Below are 15,270 nucleotides of genomic sequence, written 5' to 3'. Positions count from 1 at the left end.
CAGCGCCCGGCCTTCCGCACCCCAGGAGTTCACCCCCTTGGCCATCACCGGTCTGCCGCCCGCCGACGACGCCGACGTCGCCCGGGTCACCGAAGCCCTCCAGATGATCACCCCGCGCTGGAACGTGCGGATCCTCCTGGCCCTGAACCAACCGCCCCAGCGCTACACGGAGATCGCGGCCAAGCTGCCGTATCTCCAGAGCGGCCAGCTGCATCCCAAGATCCGCTCGCTGTGCGATGCCGGCCTCGCCGAGCGCACCGAACACTCCGCGCGTCACGTCACCTACGGCCTCACCATCCGGGGCCGACAACTCCTACCGGTGCTTCCGGTGATGGCTGCCTGGGCCGAGGAACATCTGGAGAAGCCGGGGCAGCCGCTGTCCGCGATCGAACAGGTCGAGGACAGTCTCACCCTCCTCGCCCGCCGACAGGCTGCCGCGATCCTGTGGGTGCTCAAGTCACGGCAGGAGGTGTCTGCTCGGGCCCTGGCCCGCATCGTCATCCCCGACGGCTACTGGACCAACATCTACCCGCCGCTGCGTCAACTCATCGATGACGGCCTGGTGATGACCGCGGGCAACGGGCAGCCCTACCGCCTCTCGCGGGCCGGTGACGCTCTGGGCCCTGTTTTCGGAGCCCTGTCCACGTGGTCCGCCGGACGACCACTCGACCACGCCGCCTTGCATCCGCTCTGGGGGCGACCCGCCCCCGGACCTGCGAGTCCTGCTGCCGCCTGGACCAGCCACCAGCCCGGGATCCCTGCCCCCGCCGTACCGACGCAGCCCGCACGCCGCCCCGGCTGGCAACCCAGCGAGTTGTTCTCCCATGCCGCCCCCGCCCGAGTGAAGGCCGTCCTGTTGCCCGGGGGAGCCCGCCGATGATTCCCGCTCTCTCCCACCAGCAGCTCCGCGACATGTGCACGGTGCTGTCCTCCGCAAGCCTGATTCGCCTGGTCAGCGAGATCGACGACCACGGAGCGATACCTGTGCGCGGCCTGGCACGCACCCTCGCGGACCTCTCCACCCGTCAGATTCGCCAGGCCATCGAGCAGGCAGATGCCCTCGGACTCCTCACCCGCGCCCCCGGCAGCGTGGGCCTCTCGGCAGCCGGCCGGGACCTCGCCGACGTCTACGACGCGACCGCGCGGTGGGCCCGGCGGCACAACTACCCCGCTCCGTTGTGTGACTTCGCCGGACGGATTCAGCACACCTTCGCCCTCCTGGGAACGCCGACAGCCGGCACGCAGGATCCCGACGGCGAGCACGTTGCCGAACTCGGCCGCATCCACCGGCTGATGGCCGAGTGGGCCCACGCCCATCAGCGAAACCGCAGCGCCTATGGCGTCGTCGCGTGACGTCTACCCCTGGCCTCCTGCGCGGGATCTACCTGCCGCGCAGCGCCGACGGTGCCGCCTTCGCGATGGCCACCTACGGCATCCCCCTCCTCGTCCTCGCCGCTACCGGGTCGACTGCGCTGACCGGCCTGGCCTTCGCACTGGAATGGATTCCGCGCATCGCGGCCTTCACCGTGGTGGGCACCGTTGTCGACCGTCACGGCACGGCCCGTGTCTTCCGGGCAGCCTGCCTCGCTCGGGCCCTGGCCGTGCTTGCCGCCGCCGGCGTCCTGACCGCGCTCGACGCCGGGTCGCCGGCGGTGACCGCCACGGTCATGCTGCTGGCCGCGTCCACCGGCATCCTCACCGAATTCAGCTACGTGGCCGCCGAGACCGTCGGCGGCGCAGCGAGCCGGAGCGCGGGCGCTCAGGCCCACCGGGTGCAGTCCGTGCTGCTGGGCATCGACCAGACCGCCATGCTCGCTGGACCGCTGGTTGCCGGCCTGCTGCTGGAGCACGGCGGGCCGACCGCCATGCTCGGCACACTCGCGGCCTTCTCCTTGCTCGCCGCCGCCCTCGGATCCGGGGAACGGAACACGCCGCCGAGCGCGGCATTGGCCAAGGGAGGACTACGGATGGGATGGGCGACACTGCGCTCGCTGCCCGTCCTGGCCTGGCTGGTCGGCGGCCTTATGGTCTCCAACACGGCCATCGCCGTCCTACAGGCGGCCATGCCGGTGATCGTGATCACCGAACTACGGCGCTCCAGCGCGGACGCCGGACTCATCTGGTCCGCCGCAGCTGTCGCCTCCCTGCTCGCCCTCACCGCCGCCCGCCGGGCGATCGACCGCTGGGGACTGTGGCCGGTCGGCGCCGCAGCCTCCGTTCTCGCTGCCGGAGCGACCCTCGCCGTCTCCCAGGCCGATGCCTACCACAGCTACCTGCTGTTGATCGCCGTCCTGATGGCCGGCGAAGGCGGCCTCACCGTCGTCCTGCGCACCCTGCGCTCCCACCTGATCCCAGCCGACGTCTTCGGCAGCACCCTCAGCCTGACGATCCTGCTGCTCCTGCTGCCGTTCCCCGCCGCCGGACTGCTCGTCGCCGCCCTCCCACCCTCCCAGCTCGGGCACGCCGTCACCGCCGCCGCGCTGCTCCAAGCAGCCGGTCTGGCAACCGCTTTCACCCGGCTGCGCACCCTGCCAGCCCCACCGACGCCGGTGCCCTGACCCTCTGCACGACAGGGTCCCTGCCCCTCATGCCCACCATCAGCCAGGACGGACTGCCCGGCCTTCGCCTTCCTCTGGGGGCCGGCCATCACCCGCAGGCTGCTCGCCGCTCACCGGAAGATTTCAAGTCCAGTGAGACAGTTGTGATGCTATGAGGTTTGTGGTGCTGATTCGCGGCGCTTGGCGGGATCGTTGATCCAGGCTGTCCGGGGTATCTCGGGTGGCCGGGGGCGGCGTCCGAAGCGTTCGGGGTGGTGTGTGTAGGCCTGGGCGAGGGTGGCGGCCCGCTGGTCGCGGACCTCTTCGGCGGTGCCGAAATGGACGCTGGCCGGGGTGTGCCAGGCGATACCGGAGTGGCGGTGCTCGTGGTTGTAGTACGCGATGAACGCGTCGAACCACTCACGGGCATGGGCCAGCGAATCGAACCTTTCCGGGAAGTCCGCCATGTATTTCGTGGTCTTGAACTGAGCCTCGCTGTAGGGGTTGTCGTTGGAGACCTTCGGCCGCGAGTGCGACCGGGTGACGCCCAGGTCGATCAGCAGCTGGGACACCTTCTTGGAAGTCATGGACGTGCCGCGGTCGGCGTGCACGGTCCCGGGCACGATGCCGTTGCGGGCGATGGTCTCGCGGATCAGTTCCTCGGCCCGTAGGGCGGACTCGGCGCGCTCGACGGTGTGGCCGACGATGTACCGGCTGAAGATGTCGATGATGACGTAGGCGTGGTACCAGACGCCCTTGGCGGGCCCGGCCACCTTGGTGATGTCCCAGGAGAAGACCTGAGACGGGCCGGTGGCGACCAGTTCCGGCACCACCCGCGCCGGGTGGGTCGCCTGGCGGCGGCGCTCACCGCTCTGGCCCTGTTCCCGAAGGATCCGGTACATCGTGGAGACCGAACAGTGGTAGCGCCCGGCGTCCAGCTCACGGGCCCAGATCTGCGCGGGCGGCAGTTCCGCGTACTCGGCGCTGTTCATCAACTCCAGCACCGTCAGGCGCTCTTCGGCGCTCAGGGCGGACGGTTGGACGCCGACCGCGCGGGGCCCGGGCCGGGCCGGTGGCCGTAGCCGACGGTAGTGGGTGGCACGGGAACGGCCGGTCAGCCGGCACGCGGCAACGACACCGAGCTCGGTCTCGACGCCGTGGAAGGCGTCGTCCACGACCGGGGCGGCGGCAGACTTCAGTCCGCGCTCCTGGAGATCATTTCCAAGAGCGCAGAAGCTTTTCCCATGACCTCCAGAGCGGCCTTGTTCTGGGCCAGCTCCTTCTCGAGCCGCTCCACCTGGCGCCGCAGTCTCTCGTTCTCCGCCTCGGCGGCCGACTTCTTCGGCCTCGCGGGACTGGTCCGGCGGTCGACCAGCTTCTCCAGGGCGCCGGCGTCCCGCGCGGCCCGCCATTCCTTGACGTGCGAGTGGTAGAGACGCTCGCGGCGCAGGATCGCACCCTTCTCGTTCTTCGGGGCCGCGTCGTACTCGGCGACGATCCGCAGCTTGTACTCCGGACTGAAGGAGCGGCGCTTCGGCCGGGGAGCGGGATCGGACGCGGGGTTCTTGCTGGTCATGAGGGAGGTGGTTCTCCTGTCGGTGCCCTCTCAGGCTAACCCGGCAGAGCCGGGTGTCTCACTCAAGGCTGACAGAGAGGGCACCCCGAGTGGGCCTCCGCTACCGAGGTCCACCGCCGGCGCAGCCCGTGAACGGCAGCAGGCAGACATCTTCCACCCCCTGAACTCTCAAGGAGCCTGTTCTTGTCCGACCGTCCCGTTGTTCTGCTCGTCGCTTCCGCAGACATGGAAGCCGAAGGCTACCGGGGCTACTGCCTCGAAAGCGTTGCTGCCGACTACGACGTCGTCCTCATCACCGACGAGGAGCCGTCGTGGGAGGTCCCGTACATCCGGGACTGCATGGTCCTGCCCGACCCGACCGATCAGGCGGCACTGTCCGCCGCAGGCCGATACCTGGCCCAACACCACGATCTCGCCGGGGTGTTCACGTGGACCGAGTGGTATCTCGTCCCCGTCGCCCGCCTCGCCCGCCTCGCCCGCCAGCTCGGCCTGCCGACCACCGCCCCGGAGGCGATGCAGGCATGCCGCAACAAGGCAACCGCGAGGAGCCTGTTCGCTCGCCACGATGTCCCGTCAGCCGCATCGGTGAGCGTCCGCACCCTGGATGAGGCACGGGCCGCGGCCGAACGGATCGGCTACCCGGTCGTCCTGAAGCCGGCCGCCCACGCGGCCAGCATCGGCGTGATCCGCGTCGACAACCCCGGCCAACTCACTGCTGCCTACCCGTTCGCCGACCGGGCCGCCGGCCTGGGCTTGGAGAGCACCGACGTGCTGGTCGAGGAGTACCTCGACGGCCCCGAGATCTCCGTCGAGTGTGCCACCTCCCAAGGCGAGACCACCGTCGTCGCCGTCACCCGCAAGACCGTCAGCACCCCGCCGTACTTCGAGGAACTCGCGCACTCCGTCGACGCCGCAGACCCACTCCTCGCCCAGGTCGCCCCTGTCGCACGGGCCGCGATTCATGCCCTGGGGATCACCGACGGCGTCAGCCACGTCGAGATGCGCCTCGTCGGCGGGCGGCCCCGGCTCGTCGAGGTCAACGGCCGACTGGCCGGGGACATGATCGGCCACCTGGTCCGCCTCGCCACCGGCATCGACCTGCCGCGCGCCGCAGCCGACATCGCCTGCGACCGCGCCCCCGACCTCACCCCGACCAGGTCCTCCGCCGCCGCGATCCGCCTGATCTACCCCGACACCTCGGGCATCCTCACCCGCCTCCGCCTCGACGGGCCCCGCCCGCAGTGGCTGGAGCACGTCCACTTCCAGCACCATCCGGGCGACGAGCTGGTCCTGCCCGGCGACGGCGGCGACATGTTCACCGCACGCATCGGCTACGTGATCACCACAGCGTCCACGGCAGACCTCGCCCAGTCCCGTGCTGAACAGGCCGTTCGTGCCCTCGGCATCCAGATCTCTCCCCGCGCCGCGGGTGAGACCTCCCGCAGCGGCCTGAACGCATGAACCGGGCCACCGACTCCGTCCGCCGCAGCCGCGGCCTGCTGACGGGTTACTTCTTCGGCCTCGGGGCGATCATGGCCGTCTGGGGCGCACGGATGCCGGCCGTCCAGCAGGCTGCCCACCTGAGCACCGCGCAACTGTCCATGGTCCTGCTGGCCGCCGCCCTCGGCATGGTGGCAGGACTGCAGGCCGGGGGCCGGCTCACCCGGCCTGAACGCCTGCCCGCGCTGCTCACCTGCGGCGCAGTCGGCCTCGCCGGCTGCCTGGCCATCCTCGGCCGCTGCGACAATCTCCCCTCGCTGCTCGTGGCCGCGCTCGCCTTCGGGGTCACCCATGGCGTGCTGGACGTCGCCGCCAACTCCGCAGCGGTGCGCTGCCAGAATGCCTACGGCAGACCGATCATGTCGTCCCTGCACGCCGCCTACTCCCTCGGCGCCCTCGCCGGTGCCGCCCTGGCCGCGATCACCGCCCACACCACACACCGCACCCTCTTCCTGACGACCGGCCTGATCCTGGCCGGTGCCGCGCTGGCCGCCACCCCGGCAACCCGGACGCTGACAGGCACCGACCAGCCACCGGCTCCCACGGGACAGGACGAGACCGGAGCGTCGCTGCCGTCCACAAAGCTGTGGCTGCTGGGTGGCTTCGTTGATCTCCAAGAACAGCGTTTGTCGACGGTTTCCGGAGGCAGTTGGTGATCAACCGGCTCTGGAATATGGATGAGAAATGACGGCACTGCGTGGATGCGAACGTGCCGACGGCCAGCCGCTCGAAGAGCGGCTGGCCGTCGAGGCAGGTAGCGGCAGAGGCCAGTACCTGTTTTGGTCTCCGGTGGCCGGGTGAGGCAGTGCAGCCCTTGATGTTCGCGCGGTTTCGACCGGCGATTATTCACTTGACCCGGTCCGTACGGTGTTCGAGTGAAGGACACTCTGATCGACGAACTCCGCACCGCGTATGACGCCCAACTCCGTGGTGTCACCCCGCCTGGCGGCAGCGCCCGCGTCGAGAGGGACGGCCCGTTGACCCGTGTCGTCGGTTGGCACCGTGGCTTCGTCACGGGCCCACGCGACCTCGGTGTGTACGGGGCAGAACTCGACACGCTCATAGCGCGGCAGCGTGACTTTTACGCTGCCCGTGGTGAGGCAGTCGAATGGAAGACTCGCGCCCATGATCTCCCCACCGACCTCACCGACCGGCTCACCGCGGCCGGCTTCGTCGCCGAGGACAGCGAGACGGTGCTCATCGGGCAGGCCGCAGACCTTGCCGCCGACCCCGTCCTGCCCGACGGCGTGACCCTCCGCCGTGTCACCGCCAGATCAGACCTCCAGCGCATCGCCGCTCTGGAGAGCACCGTCTGGGGCGAGGACTGGAGTTGGCTCGCCGACGACCTGGCCGCCCGGGTCGAGAACGCCCCGGAGAACACCATCGTCCTCGTCGCCGAGGCACGCGCCGAAGTCGTCTGCGCCGCCTGGCTGGTGTTCAACGACGGCGTCGACTTCGGCGGCCTCTGGGGCGGCTCAACGCTCAAGGAATGGCGCGGACAGGGCATCTACCGGGCCATGGTCGCCCACCGAGCCCAACTCGCTGCTGCCCGCGATGTCCCCTACGTCTACGTCGACGCCTCAGCCGACAGCGCCCCGATCCTCACCCGCCTTGGCCTGCACGCGGTCACCACGACGACACCGTATGTCTGGTCGCCCTGAGCTCAGCCGGCCTTCGTCGGCTCCTCGGCTCGTGCCCGGGTGCTGGCGAGGCGATAGGAGTCGGTGCCGGTCTCGATGATGGTGCCGTTGAAGGTCAGGCGGTCGACGATGGCCGCGCAGAGACGCGGGTCGGTGAAGGTCTTGGTCCAGCCGCCGAACGACTCGTTGGAGGCGATGGCGACGCTGTTCTTCTCCTCGCGCTCGGTCAGAACCTGGAACAGCAGCTCGGCGCCGTGCCGGTCCAGTTCCATATATCCCAGCTCGTCGATGCAGAGGAGGTCGACGCGGCCGTAGCGGGCGATGGTCTTGTTCAGCTGCTTCTCGTCGGCCGCCTCGACCAGCTCGTTCACCAGCTTGGTGGCAAGCGTGTAGCGGACGCGGTAGCCCTTCATCGCGGCCTCGGTGCCCAGCGCGATCAGCATGTGCGACTTGCCGGTGCCGGAGTCGCCGATCAGGCAGAGCGGCTGACTCTTCTTGATCCACTCGCAGCTGGCGAGCGTGTGGACCGTGGCCGGGTCGATGTTCGGGTTGGCCTCGAAGTCGAACGCCCGCAGCGACTTCTCCCGCGGGAAGCCCGCCGCCTTGATCCGCCGCTCCGACCTGCGGCGGGCCCGGTCGTCGCACTCGGCCATCAGCAGCTCGGCGAGGAAGCCGCGGTAGGTCATCTGGTCCTTCATCGCCCGGTCGGCGATCTCGGAGAACTCGTTACGGATCGACGGCAGCCGCAGCAGGCGGCAGGCGGTGTCGATGGCGGCGTCGGCGGCCTGCTCGGTCAAGCCGCGCTGGCGGGGCAGGGTCACTGTGCTTCTCCCTCTCGGTGGTCACCGCCGCTGGCGCGACGACGTCGGAGCAACTGGTCATAGGGGGCCACGGACGGCAGTGGCCTGGTGTCCGGCGGGAGATGAGACAGCTTCCACTCATGCAGGGACGTCACGTTCGCCGGCGCTTTGCCGGGCGACGGCTGGCCTGACGGGGCGGGTTCGGTCTCGGCCTGGGCGGCCTTGCGGGCCTCGAGCGCGACCGCGTCAGCGGTCATCGCCCCGGCCCGCAGGGCCGCGGCCAGGCCGGCGACGATGTGCTCGTGTGGCAGGTGCCGGCCCAGCAGCAGGACCTCGATCAGCGCGCGGGTGCCGTCCCGCTCACCGTGGACCTTCCGAGCCTGAGCCCACCACGCGTCGTGGACCGGGGTGAACTTGCCCGCCGAGCGGGCCTGTTCCAGAGCGGTGGACCCGGGAAACGCGCCGGGTTTGCGGACCAGGACCTCCAGATAATGATCCAGCTCCAGGCGCACGGCGCCCTTGGCGATCAGCCTCTCGTGCCGGGCCACTTCCACATTCTGGTCGTAAACCACCAGGTGAGAGGCGTGCAGCACGACCCGCACCCGCTTGCCGATCAGCCGGATCGGCACCGAGTAGCGGTTGGTGCGGACCGGGATCTGGCCGTAGCGGTCAACCCGCGGGGTGAACAGCCGGCCCGTCTCGAACGGCTCCTCGGGCAGCGGCACCAGCAGCGGCCGCTCGAGCGCGAAGCACTCGGCGACGGTCTTGGACCGGGCACCGATGCGGCGGGCATCGTCCTGCCGGTCCCACTGCTCGACCATCTCGTTCAGCTCGGCGAGCGAGGCGACCTCGGGGACGGGAACGAAGTGGTTGCGACGGAAGTAGCCGATCATCCCTTCGACGCCGCCCTTCTCGTGGGCGCCCTCGATGCCCGGGCGGCAGTAGAAGCTCTCGATGCCGTAGTGCGACTTGAAGGCGATCCACCGGTCGGCCTCCACCCGCGCCCGGCTCAGTCCCAGTACCCGGGCGACGGCGGCCTTGAGGTTGTCGTAGCGCACCTTGCTCCGCGGGACACCACCCAGCGTCCGCAGTGCGTGGACATGGCCTTCGAAGAAGGCTTCCTGGCCGCAGGAGGCGAACACCCGGTGGACGGCCTTGCCCGAGTACGACAGCCGGAAGGAGAACAGGTAGCAGGTCACCAGCTCGCCGGCCAGGCGCACGGTCACGTCGCCGAAGTCGACTTCCGCCTCGTGACCGGGCTGGTGGGTCTGCGGGACGAACGCCTCCAGCGGTGCCCTGCCGGACTCGGTCAGGATCTCGGGCTTCCTGGCGGCGACGTAGTAGCGGACCATCCCGTAGGAGACGTCGGCGCCGTGTTCCTCGACCAGCCGGTGGAAGATCCGGGTGACGGTGTGCCGCTGCTTGCGTGGCGCATCCAGGTCCGTCCGGAGGATTTCGTCGATCACCGGCTTGTACGGATCCAGAGCGGAGGCCCGGGGCGGCAGCTTCTTGCGTGGCTCCGGCCAGGCCGAGTCCAGTGCCTTCCGCACGGTCCGCCACGTCACGCCGTGCTTGCGCTCGAGCTCTCGCATCGACATGTCGCCGCGATGGTCACGCCGGATCGCCGCGTACAGCTCGACCTTCGACATCTGCGGCATGACCAGCACCTTTCACCAGGAGCATCCCGATGCTGCCCTGGCAAGAACCCCAGCGCCTCCCAAACTCGCCAACACCACCCGTCCGTGGAACGGGGCGCCTCCCAAACTCATCGAGAAGCGACATCGCTACTGCTCGATAAAGCCAATGCCCTGATGCACCGGATGCTGCATCATCACTTCGTTGAGGGGGAACCAGGCGAAGCCGGTGTGGATACCGGGGCCGGGCAAGAAGAGAGCGGCGGCCCACTGCGCCTCCCAGCTGCGGGAAGTGTCGTCGGCCGGTGCGGGCAGCGGTCCCTCCACGTGCGGGTGGTGCCCGAACTGGTCCTGGTCGTACCCCCGGCTGCCGTCGTGCAACAGATAGAGCGCCCGGAGAGCCGGGGGAAGGAGGAAGCCCATCGTGGCCTCCCAGCGCTCGATCCGGTCCAAGGCGGCGGGCGGGTTGAGCATGGCGCGCGAGGCGGGAGCGTGGCGGCCCATCCACATCTCGATCTGCTTCCATGCCCGCTGTACGCGTAGGAAATCGTCGCTGCTGGTCACACCGGGGAGCGTATCGAGCGTGGCCGGGGCCGTACGTCACGCACATGCCGGGCATCGCCGCCGCCAGGACCACCGCCTGGTGCTCACCGGAGTTCACCGCCTCGCACGCACGCGACACGCGCACCCGGGGGCCCGCCGCCGCCCACGGCGATCCCGGTGAGGAAGAACAACGCGCGCCAGGCGAGAATCCGGCATGACCGACCGCCGCCCGCTGGGCACCGGACCCACCCGCACCGCCACCAAAGCGGAGCTGCCGCCCGCGCCACGCGCCCAGCTCGCCGCCGAACGCCTGCCCACCGCCCCGGCCGCCGGCGACCCGATGCCCGCACGCCCGGCCACCGGGCGCCGCACCCTGGGCGCCGGCCCCGGCGGTAATCCGCAGCCACCCACAACCGAATGCACAGCTGCGCAGCCTCCCCCGGTCTGATGGCCCAGCCCGGCTCTACAACTCAAACTCCAGGTGCTCCACGTCGGTGAACTCCACCTCCAGGTCGGTGGCGCGGCGGCCGCCGTCGCGGAAGTACACCTCGCCCAGGCCGTCGGCGGCGATGTCGCGCAGCCGCCGCTCGGTGGCGCTGGCGTCGTGGGCGTCGAAGAGGCGGGCCGCGTGCTGCGGGGGCAGGGCGAGGGTGCGGTGGCGGAGGCGGGCGTCGTCGGTGGTGCCGGGCGCGGCGGTGAAGCCGAAGCGGGCGGGGTGGCCTGTGTTCGCACGGGCGGTCAAGGGGTCTGGGCCTGGGAAAGCGGCGGTGGTCAAGGGGTAATCGCCTGGGAAAGCGAGGGGTCGGTGAGCAACTTGGCCCAGGCGGCGCCGGTGGCGGTCAGGACGAGCGGCACGGCACCCGCCGGGTCTTGACGGTGGCGCGGCAGGGGCTGGAGCGTCGTCGGCCGCCGACGGGGGCGGCTGCTTTGGCCGACGGCCGGGCAGGGCGGGCCCGGGCAGCTTCGGCGACGCGGCGACAGCGGCCGGCAGGGCGCTCTCCAAGGCGCCGGACAAGGCGCCTCAACCGTGCACGGACGTAAGGAAGAGTCGCAGGTCAGCGCGCTGGTCAAAGGGGGCCCGGCCGCACCGACTACTCCCTGAGGCACCCCTCCGGCCGCAGGAACGTACGCCCCGAGGTGCCGTCGGCCTTCGGCCCCCGCCGCCTGGTCCCGGTCGCCGTCGTCCCGGACAACGCCCCTTGTACGGCGCGGTCCAGGCCGTCTCCAACAATGCCCATCGGGGGTCTCCGTTCGGGGAATCGGAGGAGGCGCAGCAGGGCCGGCGCCTCGTGAAACCCGCTCCGTAGAAGGCGACACCGGCTACCCCCGTTGCCACTGCCGGCACCCAACCCCTGCCACCACGGCCCTGACCACCGAATGTCTCCGTGGCCGCACGATGTGCGGCCACGGAGACACCGTCAGGTTGTGTCCGGGTACCGGCCCGGTCCGGCACGGCATGGCCGGGTCCGATCGGCTCCGGGGCGGATCAGAACTGCAGCGCCCAGGAGTCGATGTATCCGATGTCGCCGGCGTAGGCGTCGGTGACCTGGAGTTTCCAGGTGCCCATCGCCTTCTCGGAGGAGGCGTCGACCGGGAACGTGCCGACCACGTTGTCGGCGCTGCCGCCGGTGCCGGTGTCCTTCAGCCGGTAGGCGGTCCCGTCGGGTGCGATCAGATCCACCTGCAGGTCACCGCTCCAGGTGTGCTTGATGTCCACCTCCACGTGGAGGTTGGCGGGAGCGTTGTGGGGAACGCCGGTCACCCTGATCGGCGACTCGGCGACCGACCGGTCCGGGACTCCGTAGTCGGTGGTGTTCTCGAACCGCTTGCCGCTCGGCGCCGGCGCGGGCTCCGGAGCGCCTCCGCCGTCCTCGCCGACGTTGAGCAGCAGGTTCGGCGAGCCGGGGCCGGGGTCGGTGACGGCAGCGTAGGTCGCCTTGCCCGCCAGCGCGGAAGCGACCTCCTCCGGGGTGGCGGTGGGGTCGTCCGCCAGGTGCAGCGCGGCGGCGCCGGCGACGTGCGGCGCGGCCATCGAGGTACCGGAGATGGTGTTGGTGGCACTGTCCGAGGTGTGCCAGGCCGAGGTGATGGAGGAGCCCGGGGCGAAGACGTCCAGCACCGAACCGTAGTTGGAGAAGGAGGACCGGGCGTCGGTGTTGGTGGTGGAGCCGACGGTCAGCGCCTCGGTGACACGGGCCGGCGAGGCGCTGGAGGCATCCGTGTTGGAGTTGCCCGCAGCCACCGCGTAGGTGACGCCGGAGGCGATGGAGCTGCGCACGGCGGTGTCCAGGGCGATGTTGGCGCCGCCGCCCAGGCTCATGTTGGCCACCGACGGACCGGAGGCATTGGCCGTCACCCAGTCGACACCGGCGATGACGCCGGCGGTGGTGCCCGAACCGGAGTTGTCCAGCACCCGCACGGCGACGATGTCGGCGTTCTTGGCGACGCCGTGGGACGCGCCGGCGATGGTGCCGGCCACGTGGGTGCCGTGGCCGTTGCCGTCGTCGGCGATGGTGTCGCCGTCGACCGCGTCGTAGCCGTACCGGGCGCGTCCCGCGAAGTCGCTGTGGCTGATCCGCACACCGGTGTCGATGACGTAGGCGGTGACGCCCTCACCGGCGGAGTCCGGGTAGGTGTAGGAGCCGTTCAGCGGGAGGGGCGCCTGGTCGATACGGTCCAGGCCCCACGATGGCGGGGCGGGCTGGGTGCCGGTCGCCTGGACCGTCTGGTCCTGGACGACGAACTTCACCGCGGGGTCGGCGGCGAGCCGCTCCGCCTCCTCCTGCTCCATGGAGATGGCATAGCCGTTCAGAGCGGCCGTGTAGGTGTGGGTGATCTCGCCGTCGAACTTCGCGACCAGCGCCTTGCCCTGCCGGGACGCGGCGTCGAAACCGGCTGCCTCCTTGAGGACGACGATGTAGCTGCCGTCGACGGCGCCGGGGCCGTCCGCGTTCAGGACCACGCCTTCGGCCGGTGCCGCGGCCGCCGGGAGTGCCGCCACCGCGCCGAGTGCCACGGCCGTGAGTATTGCCGTGCCGACACCGGCGAGTCCGTGACGGGTCATGCGTCTGCCTGCCATCCGAGGGATCCTCCTCCTGCGGGTACACACGGGTGCACGGCGGGTACCGGTGCCGACCGGGGTGACCGGTCGGACCGGAGGGCGGGGTCGCCCTGGCACGGGCAGCGCGAACAAGCCGGATCATTTACTCATGCGCATGACAAATGAAGCCGCCTCGTCGCCTGCCGCACCGAACCGCCGTGACACAGCATCACCACTCGATGGCACTTACACAAGAACGCCTCTGGCGGAGCGCAAGGGCCGCATCGCCCCCACAGCCCCTTCACGCATCACAAGAACCAGCGGCGGCACGCACCGGCACCGCCGACTCCCGCCGACCGGTGCCGGGTTACCGGCCGGAGGAGGCCGACCAGGCCGCCCACCCGTCACCCGGCCCTGCCACCACGGCCCTGACCAGCGACAACACACCTCGCGCCATGCCGACCGGCAACCAACTGACCCGCACCATCACCAAAAACGTCAGCCCCAGATCAACATCCGTGTCACCACCCGAAACCCCACCACAACACGCTGAACAGCAGAAACCCGATACCTCCCGCACTGACATCACCATGCCGAACCACCACCGACAAAAAATTACAGATCATCACTTCGCGGAGAAACTGCCGCAGACCGCAGCCGAGCTGTACGGCACCGACGCCTCGGACCACGACCTGGCGGCCGCGGACCGGCTCCCCGCCTCGTCGATCGACGCGGCCTTCTACGAGCTGGAGGCCGACCGCCACGTACCCCCGGACCGCGTCTGGTCGGCATGGCTGTGCGGCGACCACCTCGTGTCTGAGCGGCGGGAGGTGCTCCGGCAATTCGCCAACGGCATCGACGCCTCGGGCCGGCGCGTGCACCGGGCGTTCCTCGCGAGCTGTCGCGTGCTCGGGGAAGGCGTCGACATCACCGGCGAACGGGGCGTGGAGGCCTTCTGCTTCGCTGACACCCGCGGCTCCCAGGTCGAGATCGTGCAGAACATCGGCCGGGCGCTCCGGCTCAACAAGGGCGGCAGCACCAAGGTCGCCCGGATCATCGTGCCGGTCTTCCTCCAGGCCGGCGAGGACCCGACCGACATGGTCGCCTTTGCCTCGTTCCGCCCTCTTGTGGCCGTGCTCCAGGGCCTGCGCTCGCATGATGAGCGGCCTGGTGGAGCAGCTCGCCTCCCGCGCGCTCACCAGCGGGCAGCGCCCAGTGCACGTCCGGCGTGACGAGGACGGGCGGATCATCGGCGCCGGCGGCGAGAGCGACAGCGAGGACCAGGAGCAAGACGGCAGCGATGCCGCTGCCGGGTCGGCCCTGCTGCGCTTCTCTTCTCCCCGGGACGCCGCCACCATTGCGGCGTTCCTGCGCACCCGGGTCTACTGGCCGGAGTCGCTGGTGTGGCTGGAGGGCTTACCAGGCCCTCATCCGCTGGCGGGCCGAGAACGAGATCACCGGCCTGCACGCCGTCCCCTATGACGTTGCGGTCGCAGTCGGGGTGACGAAGGACTTCCCGCTGGGCAGGTGGGTGCACCAGCAGCGCAAAGCACTGCGGGCCGGGGAACTGGAGCCGCGGCGCAAGGAACTTTTGGACGCGCCGGAGGCCGGGATGGTCTGGGAGCCGGGCGAGGAAGCGTGGGAGAACAAGCTCGCCGCGCTCCGGTCCTACCGGCGGGCCACCGGGCACCTCGCACCGCGCCAGGACGCGGTGTGGAGCGAGAGCGAGACGACGGTGCCCATCGGGCAGCATCTGGCGAACCTGCGCAGGAAGGGCGGTCTCGGCAAGGACCCGGAGCGGGCCGCCGTACGCGCCAAGCAGCTGACGGCCATCGACAAGGACTGAAACTGCCCCTGGCCGCTTCACTGGCAACGGCACTACCGCGTCCTTGCCGACCTCGCCGACACCGAGCCCGACGGCCACCTGCCCGACATCGCACCCGGCGTCCTCATGGACGGCGATGACCCGGAAGATTTCAAGTCCAGTGAGACAGTTGTGA

At 70.2% G+C, this 15,270-nt stretch carries 13 protein-coding genes and 2 pseudogenes; 8 read left to right on the top strand and 7 right to left on the bottom strand.

The window, feature by feature from the left end:
• Window positions 1-37: 37 nt before the first annotated feature.
• Genes AC6F7H_RS01125 through AC6F7H_RS01115 form a run of 3 tightly spaced genes read left to right on the top strand, consistent with a single transcriptional unit; the run spans window position 38 to window position 2,558 of the window.
• Complete coding sequence (locus AC6F7H_RS01125) at window positions 38-880, top strand: winged helix-turn-helix transcriptional regulator (RefSeq protein ID WP_500754617.1); 843 nt, start codon at window positions 38-40, stop codon at window positions 878-880.
• Window positions 877-1,353 carry a hypothetical protein gene (locus tag AC6F7H_RS01120; protein WP_500754615.1) on the top strand — a complete coding sequence of 159 codons (477 nt, stop codon included), beginning with the start codon at window positions 877-879 and terminating at the stop codon, window positions 1,351-1,353. Before AC6F7H_RS01125 ends, AC6F7H_RS01120 begins: the two co-directional genes overlap by 4 nt.
• On the top strand, window positions 1,350-2,558 hold the full coding sequence (locus AC6F7H_RS01115; RefSeq protein WP_500754613.1) for an MFS transporter: 1,209 nt from the start codon (window positions 1,350-1,352) through the stop codon (window positions 2,556-2,558). The genes AC6F7H_RS01120 and AC6F7H_RS01115 overlap by 4 nt, the downstream gene beginning before the upstream one ends.
• A 149-nt stretch (window positions 2,559-2,707) precedes the next feature.
• Here AC6F7H_RS01115 and AC6F7H_RS01110 read toward each other — a convergent pair whose 3' ends face one another.
• Together AC6F7H_RS01110 and AC6F7H_RS01105 are read right to left on the bottom strand one after the other, a co-directional pair.
• On the bottom strand, window positions 2,708-3,712 hold the full coding sequence (locus AC6F7H_RS01110; RefSeq protein ID WP_109382741.1) for an IS3 family transposase: 1,005 nt from the start codon (window positions 3,710-3,712) through the stop codon (window positions 2,708-2,710).
• A gap of 20 nt (window positions 3,713-3,732) precedes the next feature.
• Window positions 3,733-4,113 carry a transposase gene (locus AC6F7H_RS01105; RefSeq protein WP_500754603.1) on the bottom strand — a complete coding sequence of 127 codons (381 nt, stop codon included), beginning with the start codon at window positions 4,111-4,113 and terminating at the stop codon, window positions 3,733-3,735.
• A 225-nt stretch (window positions 4,114-4,338) separates the two neighbouring features.
• On the opposite strand from AC6F7H_RS01105, the gene AC6F7H_RS01100 reads away from it, so the two are divergent.
• The 3 genes from AC6F7H_RS01100 (at window position 4,339) to AC6F7H_RS01090 (ending at window position 7,274) form a co-directional block, all read left to right on the top strand.
• Window positions 4,339-5,574: an ATP-grasp domain-containing protein gene (locus AC6F7H_RS01100; RefSeq protein ID WP_500761607.1), complete on the top strand. Its 1,236-nt coding sequence runs from the start codon at window positions 4,339-4,341 to the stop codon at window positions 5,572-5,574.
• Window positions 5,571-6,269: an MFS transporter gene (locus AC6F7H_RS01095; RefSeq protein ID WP_500754612.1), complete on the top strand. Its 699-nt coding sequence runs from the start codon at window positions 5,571-5,573 to the stop codon at window positions 6,267-6,269. The genes AC6F7H_RS01100 and AC6F7H_RS01095 overlap by 4 nt, the downstream gene beginning before the upstream one ends.
• A 219-nt stretch (window positions 6,270-6,488) precedes the next feature.
• Window positions 6,489-7,274 (top strand): GNAT family N-acetyltransferase, encoded by a 786-nt coding sequence (locus AC6F7H_RS01090; protein WP_500754610.1) that lies wholly within the window; start codon window positions 6,489-6,491, stop codon window positions 7,272-7,274.
• Between the two features lie 2 nt (window positions 7,275-7,276).
• Here the strand turns inward: AC6F7H_RS01090 and istB are convergent, their stop codons facing one another.
• From istB to AC6F7H_RS01075, 3 genes are all read right to left on the bottom strand, one after another.
• Window positions 7,277-8,074 (bottom strand): IS21-like element helper ATPase IstB, encoded by a 798-nt coding sequence (istB, locus tag AC6F7H_RS01085; RefSeq protein WP_500754609.1) that lies wholly within the window; start codon window positions 8,072-8,074, stop codon window positions 7,277-7,279.
• A complete protein-coding gene (gene istA, locus AC6F7H_RS01080; RefSeq protein WP_500761605.1) occupies window positions 8,071-9,702 on the bottom strand; it encodes an IS21 family transposase in 1,632 nt (543 codons plus the stop codon). Before istA ends, istB begins: the two co-directional genes overlap by 4 nt.
• 135 nt (window positions 9,703-9,837) lie before the next feature.
• Window positions 9,838-10,251, bottom strand: a complete 414-nt coding sequence (locus tag AC6F7H_RS01075; RefSeq protein ID WP_500754607.1) for a hypothetical protein — start codon at window positions 10,249-10,251, stop codon at window positions 9,838-9,840.
• Between the two features lie 193 nt (window positions 10,252-10,444).
• On the opposite strand from AC6F7H_RS01075, the gene AC6F7H_RS01070 reads away from it, so the two are divergent.
• Window positions 10,445-10,678 carry a hypothetical protein gene (locus AC6F7H_RS01070; RefSeq protein WP_500754605.1) on the top strand — a complete coding sequence of 78 codons (234 nt, stop codon included), beginning with the start codon at window positions 10,445-10,447 and terminating at the stop codon, window positions 10,676-10,678.
• A 15-nt stretch (window positions 10,679-10,693) separates the two neighbouring features.
• Here AC6F7H_RS01070 and tpg read toward each other — a convergent pair.
• Window positions 10,694-10,942, bottom strand: a pseudogene (gene tpg / locus AC6F7H_RS01065) (telomere-protecting terminal protein Tpg); the annotation flags it as partial.
• A gap of 774 nt (window positions 10,943-11,716) precedes the next feature.
• On the bottom strand, window positions 11,717-13,309 hold the full coding sequence (locus AC6F7H_RS01060) for a S8 family peptidase (RefSeq protein ID WP_500754604.1): 1,593 nt from the start codon (window positions 13,307-13,309) through the stop codon (window positions 11,717-11,719).
• 587 nt (window positions 13,310-13,896) lie between these two features.
• Between AC6F7H_RS01060 and AC6F7H_RS01055 the strand changes: the two are divergent.
• Window positions 13,897-15,236 (top strand): annotated as a pseudogene (locus AC6F7H_RS01055) (helicase associated domain-containing protein); the annotation flags it as partial.
• Window positions 15,237-15,270 lie beyond the last annotated feature (34 nt).

This window comes from Streptomyces sp. MMS24-W38 (assembly GCF_059889265.1).
This window is presented reverse-complemented; position numbering and strand designations above follow the sequence as displayed.